This window comes from Mediterraneibacter gnavus ATCC 29149 (genome assembly GCF_008121495.1).
Classification (GTDB): domain Bacteria; phylum Bacillota; class Clostridia; order Lachnospirales; family Lachnospiraceae; genus Mediterraneibacter; species Mediterraneibacter gnavus.
The window spans coordinates 1,261,310-1,273,747 of sequence record NZ_CP043051.1; the positions used below are offsets into that span (position 1 = coordinate 1,261,310).

Here is a 12,438-nt window from a genome sequence, read left to right on the forward strand (position 1 = left end):
TTACTCCTTATTTTTTCGGTTCGATCACTGCATTTCCACCCATATATGGACGTAACGCTTCCGGAATCTTCACAGATCCATCTGCCTGCAGATTGTTCTCCAGGAACGCGATCAGCATTCTTGGTGGTGCAACAACTGTATTATTCAGTGTATGTGCAAAATATTTTCCGTCTGCACCTTTTACACGGATACCAAGTCTTCTGGCCTGTGCATCTCCCAGATTTGAGCAGCTTCCTACTTCAAAGTATTTCTGCTGTCTTGGAGACCATGCCTCCACATCCACAGACTTCACTTTCAGATCCGCAAGATCTCCGGAACAGCATTCCAGTGTGCGAACCGGAATATCCATAGAACGGAATAAATCCACTGTGTTCTTCCACAATTTTTCATACCAGTCCATGCTCTCTTCCGGTTTACATACAACGATCATTTCCTGTTTTTCGAACTGGTGAATACGATATACACCACGTTCCTCAATTCCGTGTGCCCCTTTTTCTTTTCTGAAGCATGGAGAATAACTTGTCAGTGTCTGTGGCAGCTGCTCTTCCGGAAGAAGTGTATCGATAAATTTACCGATCATAGAGTGCTCACTTGTTCCGATCAGATAGAGATCTTCTCCTTCAATCTTATACATCATTGCATCCATTTCTGCAAAGCTCATAACACCTGTCACAACATTGCTGCGGATCATAAACGGAGGAATACAGTAAGTAAATCCTCTGTTGATCATGAAATCTCTTGCATAGGAAATAACTGCAGAATGCAATCTCGCAATATCTCCCATCAGATAATAAAATCCGTTTCCTGCCACTTTTCTTGCACTATCCAGATCGATTCCATTGAATCTTTCCATAATTTCTGTGTGATATGGAACTTCAAAATCAGGAACAACCGGCTCACCAAAGCGCTCCAGTTCCACATTTTCACTGTCATCTTTTCCAATCGGAACAGATGGATCAATGATATTTGGAATTGTCATCATGATTTTTTTAATTTTTTCTTCTACTTCTTTTTCTTCTGCAGAAAGTGCTTCCATCTTATCTGCACTCTCTGTTACTTTTCTTTTCAGCTCTTCTGCCTCTTCTTTTTTGCCCTGAGCCATCATTGCACCAATCTGTTTTGATGTTTTGTTTTTCTCAGCTCTAAGTGCTTCTACTTCACCTTTAATTTCACGATTTTTCTGATCCAGTTCCAATACCTCATCTACCAGTGGTAACTTAGAATCCTGAAATTTGTTTTTAATGTTCTGTTTTACAACTTCCGGATTTGATCTTACAAATTTGATATCTAACATAATTTTCCTCCTCATACAGTGTATATCACTGCTTCATTGCTTTTTTCAAAGACTCTCTTTCTTCTTCTCCGAGTTCCATATAGCTTTCGCCTTTTACAATTTCCTTTATATAGGTATAACACCCTTCTCGGCTGTGCATCGCATTAAACACCCAGCCATTATTATTTTCATCTAACATCGTCAGAACAAAACTGAGATTTCCTCCCATTTCCTGAAATGCATCATAACGTACAATTCCTATTTTCTGATAATGTGTTTTCATTCTTTTGTAAATTGTATCAATATCTCTTGTATTCTGTTTTACTGCGCGTTCCAGTTTTTCTACTGTTTTAAACTGCTCCAGAAATCCTTTTTCCAGAGATTTACCATCTTTTCCGCGCATAAAAATCTGATATTTTGCCTGCATACGCTTATGTTTCATTTGCAGATTGATCACAATCCCAATGAAAACCACCTGCATGATCAACAAAACAATTACCAGATACAGTAATACTTCTGTTGCCATTCTCATGTCTCCTTCTTATATCTGCGGGACACCTCTTAGCTTTGAATGGACATGATCAAGTCGAATATTCGCTCCAATTCTTCCTCTGAATAATATTCGATTTCAATTTTCCCCTTACCATTCGATTTTGGATTTACATTTACCTTTGTCCCCATGATTCCCTTCATTTTTTCTTCCAGGTTTTCATAGATAAATGTATGCTCAATTTTTTCTTTTTTTGCAGTCTTCTTTGGATTTTTCAATATTTTAATCAGCTTCTCAGTCTCCCTCACACTGAGCTTCTCATCAAATATTTTATTTGCAATTGTGTACTGTTGTTCTTCGTCTTCCAATGCAAGTAACGCTCTGGCATGTCCGGTTGAGATCATATCATCAATCACCATCTGCTGAACCTTACTGTTAAGTTTTAAAAGACGCATTGAGTTTGTCACTGCCGTTCTGCTCTTCGATACACGTTCTGCAATCTCATCCTGTTTTAGATGAAACTCTTTCAATAATCGCTTGTATGCAATTGCTTCTTCAATTGGATTCAGATTTTCTCTCTGAATATTTTCAATCAAAGAAATCTCCACAACTTCCTGCTCCGTATATTCACGAACCAGTACCGGTACTTCTTTTAATCCGGCAAGCTTTGCCGCTCTCCATCTTCTTTCTCCTGCAATGATTTCATAATAATCATTTTTCTTTTGTACCAAAAGTGGCTGAAGTACGCCAAACTGTTTGATAGAATCTGCCAGCTCAAGAAGGGCATCTTCATCAAAATCTTTTCTCGGCTGTTCACTATTTGGTTCTACCTGAGTAATCTTTACTATAGTCTCCCCGGATTTTTCCACTTTTACTTTTTCTTTTTGAGTTTTATTAGCCTGTTTTTCTGTTGTCTTCACTGTCTTGTTTGGAATCAGACTGTCTAACCCCTTTCCAAGTCCATTTCTTTTCACTGCCATTTTATTCTTCTCCTTTATTGATCACTTCTTCAGCCAATAACAAATAACTTTCTGCTCCTGAAGATTTTGGGTCATATAAATTTATTGGCATACCATAACTTGGCGCCTCTGCCAGCCGGACATTTCTTGGAATAATCGTTTTGTAGATGTTTTGATTTAAATTGTCTTTTACATTTTCTACAACCTGGAGTGAGAGGTTCGTTCTGGCATCATACATTGTGAACACAACGCCTTCTATTTCTAATTTTGGATTTAATCTCTCCTGAACAAGCTCTATTGTGTGGATCAACTGGCTTAATCCTTCCAATGCATAATACTCACACTGAATCGGGACAAGTACTGAATTTGCTGTGGTCATTGCATTGATCGTTAGCATACTCAATGCCGGTGGACAATCTATGATAATATAATCATATCTGTCCTTCACTTTTTCAACTTCATTTTTAATAATGTATTCTTTATTATCAACACCAATCAATTCAATTTCTGCTGCCGACAAATTAACATTAGACGGAAGTACATCCAGGTTTTCATAGACTTCTTTGCAAATACATTCTTCAATCCCAATATTCCCAATAATTAAATCATATACTGTATTTTCAACTTCATCTTTATTTACACTCAGTCCACTTGTCATATTTCCCTGTGGATCCATATCAAGTGCCAGAACTTTTTGTCCAAGACTTGCAAGTGAAGCTGATAAATTGATAGCTGTTGTAGTTTTACCTACTCCACCTTTTTGATTTGCAATCGCTATAATTCTTCCCATATTCGTACTCCTTTCATTGAACACGTTCTTATTATATCACCTTTTACTTTTATTATCTATACAATGTTTCACGTGAAACATTGTGATTTTTATGAAATGTTACTGTTTACACTAGATATTTCGTATTCAATACTTTCTCTCTACTTTTTAAAATGTTTCACGTGAAACATTTTTGACTATAATTCTTATAATCATTTTGTGATTCAGCATACATCTACCGTTCCATTTATTTTTGTGCCAAGTTTGTCCAAATATTTGTTTCCGGCACAATTTCTTCTTCATTTCCCGCATAGACCTAATTCAGCTTTTCCTCTCCTCTATTAAATTTAAACTATTTCTCATTGTATCATAAAAACTACTTTTCAGATAGATTTTTCATTAATCCAAAATGTTTCACGTGAAACATTGGCTGTTTACTGTTTGTCTCACAGAATTTTTCAAATTTTCTTTATTTGACACCTCTCCTGTAGTATAATAAGAAAGTATAAATGGAATTATAAAGGAGGGTATCATTTTGAACTGGAAGAAAAATTTGAAAACTTGTACGATCCTGACAGGATTAACCGTTGCTTCTATGCATATCGTTAATCGTTTCGTTTACTATATGTCTACAATAGATGAAATGCTGTCTGACAAAAATGCAGAATATTATGACTGGCGTTTTGGATGCATTTGCTACCACAAAACAGGAAGTGGATCTCCTCTTCTCTTGATCCATGATCTAAACGTCTGCAGTTCTTCCTATGAATGGAACCAGATTGTAGATCAATTATCTAAAACAAATACTGTATACACAATTGATTTATTAGGCTGTGGACGCTCGGACAAACCCTATTTGACCTATACAAATTATCTTTATGTCCAGTTAATCACTGATTTTATTAAACATATCATTGGTGAAAAAACTGATATTATCGCAATGGGGGAATCCGGTTCTTTTGTCTTAATGGCATGTGCTAATGATCACTCAATTATTGACAAAGTTCTTTTAATTAATCCTGGTGATTTGATTGAACTTTCAAAAATACCGACAAAGCGTACAAAGTTAAAACAGCATTGTATTAACATGCCTGTTGTAGGAACATTTCTTTACAATTTACGCTTTAATAAACGAACCATCGAAAAAGATTTACACTTAAATGGATACTATGATTTCAAGAAAATTGATACAAATACAGTAAAGACCTTTTTTGAAGCTGCACATACAGACAATACTGCCGGAAAATATCTGTATTCCAGCATCAAATCTCGCTTTACAAATGCAAATGTGATGTATTCTTTAAATCGAATTAACAACAGCGTGTTTATTATTGTAGGGAATGCAAATCCAGAATATGCACTAATTGCAAACCAATATCAAAATTATATGCCTTCTATTGAAATTCAAGAAATTGATCATACCAAACGTTTTCCACATCTGGAAGACCCTGAAACGTTTTTAGAACAGGTTGAAATTTTATTTGATATCAACAACGGAGAAGAGTTATCCACAAAATAATGTGGATAACTCTTCTTTTTTGGTGGATAAACTGTGAATAACGTAAAAAAAGGATGTAAACTTTTAAATTGTTGTACAATTAAAATACTTTATATCCTTTTTGTTTACTTCTTGATTTTTAAAGAATAATTTTTTTATTTCTCTCTTATTTTATGACAGTGGTTCTTTTGCTGGAAGTCCTGCTTTTCTCGGGTATTTTTTTCGTGTCTCAGAAATCTTTTTTATTTTCACAAAAGAACGTCCAATCTCTGTATCCGGCAGCTGAAACTTTACTGTTTTCTCAATTTTTCCACCAAGAAGAGACACTGCTTTTTCCGATTGTTTCAATTCGTCTTCAACAGTTCCTGATTTATAGGATACGAACATCCCGCCTACTCGTATATATGGGATGCAGTATTCACTCAAGGTTGACAGATTTGCCACTGCACGGGACACACACAGGTCAAATTGTTCTCTGTATGCTGTCTGCTTTGCAAAATCTTCTGCTCTTCCATGAAGCGTTTCCACATCTTCGAGCCCTAATTTTTCTACTACGGCATCTAAAAAATTAATTCTTTTTTTCAGAGAATCCAACAATACGACTTTCAGATGAGGAAAGGCAATCTTTAACGGCAGTCCCGGAAATCCCGCGCCGGTTCCGATGTCAATCACAGAATTTACCTGATTCATATCCACTGTTTTTACAATTGCAAGGCTGTCCACAAAATGTTTCTCATTTACTTCATCATACTCGGTGATCCCTGTCAGGTTCATCACCTTATTCCACTCCACCAGAAGCTCATAATACTGATGAAACTGCTCTTTCTGGCGTTCTGTCAGCCGGATATCCAGCTGGCTTAATTGCTGTTCAAATTTATTTTCCATACACTCTCCTGTTCTCTCATCTGCTCTCCAGATACACCAGCAGAACCGAAATATCTGCCGGAGATACCCCGGATATCCGGGATGCCTGCCCGATGGATGCCGGTCGGATCTGCGACAATTTCTGCTTTGCCTCTAATCGCAGACTCTGTACCTCTTCATAATTAATATCTGCAGGAATCCGCTTTTTCTCCAGTTTTTTAAACTGCTCTACCTGCTTTTTCTGCCGTTTGATATAACCTTCATACTTAATGTTAATATTCACCTGCTCTGCAACGTCGTATTTAAGCTCTGGACGCATTTTATCCACTGAGGCAAGGATTTCATAGCTAAGCTCCGGACGACGGATCAGATCAGCCAGAGACGCGCCTGAAACAAGCGGTGTACTTCCGCAGGACTCCAGAAGCTCCTGTACTTCTTTGGTCGTTCCCACATGCACACTTTCCACACGCTCGATCTCTTTTTGAATCTGCTCTTCTTTTTTCAGCAGGTTCTGATAGCGCTCCTCCTCGATCAGCCCGACTTCATATCCGATCTTTGTCAGTCTGAGATCTGCATTATCCTGTCTTAAAAGCAGACGGTATTCTGCTCTGGAAGTCATCATTCGATACGGCTCATGACTCTCTTTTGTGACCAGATCATCAATCAGAACTCCGATATATCCCTCGGAACGGTCAATGATGATCCCTTCCTTGCCCTGCAGCTTTCTCGCCGCATTAATACCCGCTACAAGCCCCTGCGCTGCTGCCTCCTCATACCCGGAGCTTCCGTTAAACTGCCCGCCGCTGAACAGCCCTTCGACATTTTTAAACTCCAGTGTACTCTTTAACTGTCTCGCATCAATACAATCATATTCGATGGCATACGCATTTCTTACAATTTTCGCATGTTCAAGCCCCGGCACGCTGCGGTACATCGCATACTGAACATCTTCCGGAAGAGAGCTTGACATCCCTCCCACATACATTTCGTTGGTGTCCAGTCCTTCCGGCTCAATAAACACCTGGTGCCGGTTCTTATCTGCAAATTTTACCACCTTGTCCTCGATCGACGGACAATATCTCGGTCCTGTTCCCTCGATCATTCCTGAAAACAACGGAGAACGGTCCAGATTTTCTCTGATAATTTCATGGGTCTTTTCATTCGTATAAGTCAGCCAGCAGGAAACCTGATCGATCTGGATGTCCTCAGGGTCTGTCGTAAAGGAAAACGGTACGATCCGCTCGTCTCCTTTCTGCTCTTCCATTTTGCTGAAATCAATACTTCTCTTGTCAATACGCGCCGGCGTTCCTGTCTTAAACCGATACATTTCGATTCCAAGTTCTTTCAGACTGTCTGTCAGATAATTTGCCGGCTGCAGTCCGTTTGGCCCGGTCTGCATGCTGACGTCTCCGTAAATACATCTCGCCTTTAAATAGGTTCCGGTGCACAATACGACCGCTCTGCAGCGATATGTGGCACCGGAATAAGTTCTGACTCCTGTAATGATTTTTTTTCCGTCAGCCCCATCCTCAGCAAGAATCTCTGTCACTTCCATCTGCTTGATTTCCAGATTCTCCTGATCCTCAAGCACCTTTCGCATCGTTTTACTGTAATTTGCCTTGTCCGCCTGCGCACGCAGAGAGTGCACAGCCGGTCCTTTTGAACTGTTCAGCATCTTAGACTGGATAAAAGTCCGGTCGATCACCTTTCCCATCTCACCGCCCAACGCGTCCACTTCTTTGACAAGGTGTCCTTTGGAACTGCCCCCGATATTCGGATTACACGGCATCAGCGCAATACTGTCCACACTTACTGTAAACATCAGTGTCTGAAATCCCATCCTCGCACACGCAAGCGCTGCTTCACATCCGGCATGCCCTGCTCCTACGATCACCACATCATATTCATCTTTATTTTCCCATACAGAATTTGCTGAATATTTCATTGACCAAATCTTCTCCTATCGTTTCTCCTGTAATACTTCCGAGTGATTCATATGCATCCATCAGATCGATGGAATAAAAATCCTCCGGCATCTCATTTTCAATACTTTCAATCACTTTATGCAGACTTTCTCTCGCAGACTGAAGTGCTGCTTTCTGTCTGATATTTGTAATGTATATTTCATCATTAAAGGACAGACTGCCCTTTAAAAACATTTTTTCCAGTGTCTTTTCCAACTCCTGGATTCCCAGTTCTTCCTTTGCTGATATCTCGATCATCGGAATCTCTCGTCCCAGAAGCTGTTCTGCCAGCATCTCTTTCGACACGACAGTCTCCAGATCAGTTTTATTTAACAGGATAATCGCCTTTTTATCAAGTACCAGATTCAGGATTTTCTGGTCGTTTTCATCCAATGACCGTGACGCATCCACCACATAGATAACCAGATCAGCACTCTTTGCATACTCTTTTGCTTTTTCTACACCCATTTTTTCAATCACATCTTCCGTATCCCGGATTCCTGCCGTATCAATGATATTCAGGCTAAGCCCCTGCAGATGGATCTGTTCTTCCAAAACGTCTCTGGTCGTCCCTTCAATGTCTGTCACAATGGCTCTCTCTCTTCCGGAAAGCACATTCAACAAAGAGGATTTTCCTGCATTCGGTTTTCCGACGATCACGGTCTGGATTCCCTCTTTTAAAATCCTGCCGTCATCTGATGACCGGATGAGATCCTCCAGTTCTCTTAAAATCCCTTCTGTCACTGTCTGCAGCGTCTCTCCATATCCATCCACACTGATATGCTCCGGATCATCCAGCGCTGTTTCAATAAATGCCGTGTGATACAAGATCTCCTTGCGCATCTCTTCAATTTTTCGCTTTACACTTCCTTTGAGCTGACTCATGGAGCTTTTCAGCGCATACTCATTCTGAGATGTGATTACATCGATCACCGCCTCTGCCTGGGAAAGATCCATCTTTCCATTCAAAAATGCGCGCTTGGTAAATTCTCCCGGTTCTGCCGGTCTGGCCCCGTTTTTGATCACAGTTTCCAGAACCTTTCTCACCACAAATGTTCCTCCATGGCAGTTGATCTCCACGGTATCTTCTCCCGTAAAAGTTCTCGGTGCTCTCATCACACTGACCAGAACTTCATCTATCGTCTCTTCCCTATCTTTGATAAATCCATAGTGTATCGTATGGCTCTCTGCCTGAGATAACTGTTCTTTTCCCTTATAAATTCTGTCAATAATTGCAAATGCTTCCTCTCCGCTGATACGAACAATTCCAATTCCTGAATTGGTCATACCTGTAGAAATGGCAGCAATCGTATCCTTTTTCATCTTCCACCTCTTGGAAATTCTATTTGTCTGATAAAAAAGGACGTTGTTACGCTTCACGAAAGCCTCCGTGAAGCGTAAAACGTCCTCTTTCGCTTCATTTTATACTATCTTTTTAATGTCACAACTACTTTTCTGTAAGGCTCTTCTCCCTCACTGTGTGTTGTCACATGCGGATCTGACTGAAGTGCAGCATGAATGATTCTTCTCTCATATGGATTCATTGGCTCCAGAGAAACTGCTCTTCTCGTTCTTTTCACTTTGAACGCAATGTTCTTTGCAAGATGTCTTAACGTCTCTTCTCTTCTTGCTCTGTAGTTTTCTGTATCAAGTTTAACTCTCACATATCCGTCCTGATGTTTATTGGCAACACGATTTGCAAGATACTGAAGCGCATCCAGAGTCTGCCCTCTTTTTCCGATCAGAATTCCCATATTGCTGCCCTTCATCTCAACACTGAGAGCACCTTCAGAATCCACTTCAGAAACAATTTCCACATCCATGTCCATTGCTTTTAAGGTGTCATTCAGGAAAGCTTCCACAGCTTTGATTGCTTCATCAGAAACTTCTGCCAGCTCTGTAGCTTTCTTTCTTGCCGGCTCCTCTTCTGCTTTTTCTTCCTGCTTTTCCTGTACAGGCTCTGATACCTGCTCTTTTACAACACTTGGTTTTACTTCTTCAACCGGTATTGTCTCTTCTTTCACTTCTGCCACAGGTTCCGGTTTTCTGCGGGCTTCGATCACTGCCTGCTTCATTCCGATTCCAAGAAAACCTGAGCTGCCTTTTTCAATGACTTCATATTCCAGTCTGTCACTGGTAACTCCCAGCTGGATCAATGCCTCTGTGATTGCATCATCCACTGTTTTTGCTGATACTCTGATACTACCGTCCATCGTGAATCCTTCCTTTCCCCGACTCTCTATTTCTCGCTCTCTTCCGTTTTATCTTTGGCATTCTGTCCACTGTTATAACGGCTTACCATATTTGCCTTTGATGCGAGACTTCCCGGCTTGGCATTTTTGATATTCTCTTTTGCCTGCTGGATCTTTTCTTCTTTTTCTTTGCTGGAAACACTTGTCTTCTGTTCTGTTACATTTCGAGTGCTCTTTGTTGCCATCCGGTTGATTTCTTTTGCCGGAGCACCTTTTTTCTCACGTTTCTTCGCCGCTTTTTTGCGCTGCTCTTCGATCATCTCTTCTACTGATTTCTTGCTCAGATATTTATTGATCGCCATCTGCTGTACACATCTTACGATCGCACTGATCGCCCAGTACAGACCAAGACCTGCCGGCAGTGTAAATCCCATAAATACAGAGAACAACGGCATAATATAGTTCATAGAATTCATGGATCTTGCCATCGGATTGTCCGGATCGATCGTCGTTGTCTGTTGCTGTTGCATCAGTTTTACACTGATAAACTGTGTCAGACCTGCCATGATCGGAATGATCACTGCCAGAATGATTCCAACAATTGAAAAATCCTTCAAAGCATCCATCAGCATTGTCAGCGGCTGCTCACCAATGTTAATGCCAAGGAATGTATTCAAATGTCCCATCGTTGCAGTTGTCTTATCTACAACTGTCTCAAGAGACGGCATCTTGTCCACCAGGGTATTCCATGTGGAGTCCTGGAATTTATATAACACCCTCACCAGAATATTCGGGTCTGTATAATCATATGCATTTGCAGGCATATACACCGGAGCTGCATTTCCGATCTTTTCCAGAATCTTCTGGTATCCGTCTGTCGCCATGATCTGATTAACAACCGGCATATAAATCTCTTTAATACCATTTACATATCTCGGTACTTCCTGAATAACAGGATACAATGCGAACAAAATCGGAAGCTGGATCACCATCGGCAGACATCCGCCTGTCGGAGAACTTCCGTATTTTTCGTAGATCAGCTGCTGCTCTTCCTGCATCTTGAGCATGGATGCCTGATCTCTTTTTCCTGCATATTTTTTCTGCAGTTTTTGAATTTCCGGCATCATCACAGACTGCATTTTTGAAAATTTCTGCTGTTTGATCGTCAGCGGGATCATCAATGTATAAATAATAATTGTAAACAGAATAATACATATTCCGATATTCTGAATTCCAAATAAATTCAGAAAATTATAGATTGCATCCATGAGCTTACCAAACACCCATGCAATCTGTCCGACAATCGGCCAGTCTGCCGCTGTCGCAGCGATTAAACCAAATTCCATCTTTTATCCTCCTTAAGGTACCGGATCATATCCGCCTTTTGCAAATGGATTGCACCGCAGAATCCTCCAGACGGTCAGGGCAAGTCCCTTAACTGCACCGTATTTTTCAATTGCCTCAATCCCATACTGGGAGCAGGTCGGCGTATAAATACAGTGATACGTCGTCTTCAAACCGGATAAATACTTCTGATAAAACCGTATCATCCCTATCAAAATCTTCTTCATCTGCGTCACTTCCTTTGAAATCATGCATATATATTATGAAGTTTTCCCAGGTGGATGAGCGCGCTTTCTATATCATGATAACTTCTCTCTTTTGCGCCTGCTCTTGCAATCACTACTAAGTCAAATCCACATTGGAAATGTTCTTCTTGAAGTCGATAGCTCTCTCGAATAAGCCTTGTAAGATGATGTCTCACAACGCTGTTTCCTACTTTTTTACTGACTGAAATCCCCAAACGATTTTTGTCCATCCCATTTTCTCTGATATACAGTACCAGATATCGGTTGGCATAGGATTTCCCATTTTTATATACGACTTGAAAATCTTTATTTTTCTTTAAAGATTCGGAAAATTTCATCGATAACCTCTTTTTAGCAGCTCTTTCCCCTGGAAATACTGCACTTTTTTATAGAAGAAAAGGCCACATATATGCGGCCTAAGCTGATAACTGTTTTCTTCCTTTTGCTCTTCTGGCAGCTAAAACTTTTCTTCCGCCTGGTGTGCTCATTCTTGCTCTGAATCCGTGAACTTTTGCTCTGGATCTTTTCTTTGGCTGAAATGTCATTTTCATTGGTACATACACCTCCTTGTGGTTGATATACTTATTATAAAGTATTTACAATATTTGCCTCTTTTTTTCGTATCTCTACTATATATAGTGTTTATATAGTACTACTGCTGATAAACAGAAAGACACTGCTCTTAATTATATGCAAAAAAGCCCATAAAGTCAAGCATTAGCAGCGAAAATACTAAAATATAGTTTTTCACATATTTTTTTAGAAATTTTTTTATTACCGCTTTTTTTCACACCTGTTCCTTTTATTTTTTTAGTTATCCAAATCTTTTCCACAGAATTA

General features: G+C 39.9%; 13 protein-coding genes. 1 reads left to right on the forward strand and 12 read right to left on the reverse strand.

Going from position 1 to position 12,438, the window contains the following annotated elements:
• Window positions 1–7 precede the first annotated feature (7 nt).
• Genes serS through FXV78_RS06140 form a run of 4 tightly spaced genes read right to left on the reverse strand, consistent with a single transcriptional unit; the run spans window position 8 to window position 3,512 of the window.
• A complete protein-coding gene (gene serS / locus FXV78_RS06125) occupies window positions 8–1,294 on the reverse strand; it encodes a serine--tRNA ligase (protein ID WP_039959417.1) in 1,287 nt (428 codons plus the stop codon).
• Window positions 1,295–1,319: 25 nt separating this feature from the next.
• Window positions 1,320–1,799, reverse strand: coding sequence for a DUF4446 family protein (locus FXV78_RS06130; protein WP_004841294.1), 480 nt, complete (start codon window positions 1,797–1,799; stop codon window positions 1,320–1,322).
• Between the two features lie 35 nt (window positions 1,800–1,834).
• Window positions 1,835–2,743: a ParB/RepB/Spo0J family partition protein gene (locus tag FXV78_RS06135; protein WP_004841292.1), complete on the reverse strand. Its 909-nt coding sequence runs from the start codon at window positions 2,741–2,743 to the stop codon at window positions 1,835–1,837.
• A 1-nt stretch (window position 2,744) separates the two neighbouring features.
• Window positions 2,745–3,512, reverse strand: coding sequence for a ParA family protein (locus tag FXV78_RS06140; protein ID WP_004841290.1), 768 nt, complete (start codon window positions 3,510–3,512; stop codon window positions 2,745–2,747).
• Between the two features lie 514 nt (window positions 3,513–4,026).
• Between FXV78_RS06140 and FXV78_RS06145 the strand changes: the two genes are divergently transcribed.
• On the forward strand, window positions 4,027–5,010 hold the full coding sequence (locus tag FXV78_RS06145) for an alpha/beta fold hydrolase (protein ID WP_039959416.1): 984 nt from the start codon (window positions 4,027–4,029) through the stop codon (window positions 5,008–5,010).
• 150 nt (window positions 5,011–5,160) lie between these two features.
• Here FXV78_RS06145 and rsmG read toward each other — a convergent pair whose 3' ends face one another.
• The 8 genes from rsmG to rpmH form a co-directional block, all read right to left on the reverse strand.
• Entirely contained in the window at window positions 5,161–5,874 is a 714-nt protein-coding gene (rsmG, locus tag FXV78_RS06150; protein WP_004841284.1) for a 16S rRNA (guanine(527)-N(7))-methyltransferase RsmG, read from the reverse strand.
• A 16-nt stretch (window positions 5,875–5,890) separates the two neighbouring features.
• Window positions 5,891–7,798, reverse strand: a complete 1,908-nt coding sequence (gene mnmG / locus FXV78_RS06155; protein ID WP_004841282.1) for a tRNA uridine-5-carboxymethylaminomethyl(34) synthesis enzyme MnmG — start codon at window positions 7,796–7,798, stop codon at window positions 5,891–5,893.
• A complete protein-coding gene (gene mnmE, locus FXV78_RS06160) occupies window positions 7,764–9,140 on the reverse strand; it encodes a tRNA uridine-5-carboxymethylaminomethyl(34) synthesis GTPase MnmE (RefSeq protein WP_004841281.1) in 1,377 nt (458 codons plus the stop codon). The genes mnmG and mnmE overlap by 35 nt, the downstream gene beginning before the upstream one ends.
• Window positions 9,141–9,244: 104 nt before the next feature.
• A complete protein-coding gene (jag, locus tag FXV78_RS06165) occupies window positions 9,245–10,030 on the reverse strand; it encodes an RNA-binding cell elongation regulator Jag/EloR (RefSeq protein ID WP_004841279.1) in 786 nt (261 codons plus the stop codon).
• 26 nt (window positions 10,031–10,056) lie between these two features.
• A complete protein-coding gene (locus tag FXV78_RS06170) occupies window positions 10,057–11,355 on the reverse strand; it encodes a YidC/Oxa1 family membrane protein insertase (RefSeq protein WP_004841278.1) in 1,299 nt (432 codons plus the stop codon).
• A gap of 12 nt (window positions 11,356–11,367) precedes the next feature.
• Window positions 11,368–11,580 carry a membrane protein insertion efficiency factor YidD gene (gene yidD / locus FXV78_RS06175; protein WP_024853645.1) on the reverse strand — a complete coding sequence of 71 codons (213 nt, stop codon included), beginning with the start codon at window positions 11,578–11,580 and terminating at the stop codon, window positions 11,368–11,370.
• A gap of 20 nt (window positions 11,581–11,600) precedes the next feature.
• Window positions 11,601–11,936, reverse strand: coding sequence for a ribonuclease P protein component (gene rnpA / locus FXV78_RS06180; RefSeq protein WP_004841274.1), 336 nt, complete (start codon window positions 11,934–11,936; stop codon window positions 11,601–11,603).
• Window positions 11,937–12,014: 78 nt separating this feature from the next.
• Window positions 12,015–12,149, reverse strand: coding sequence for a 50S ribosomal protein L34 (rpmH, locus tag FXV78_RS06185; protein WP_004841272.1), 135 nt, complete (start codon window positions 12,147–12,149; stop codon window positions 12,015–12,017).
• Window positions 12,150–12,438: the final 289 nt, after the last annotated feature.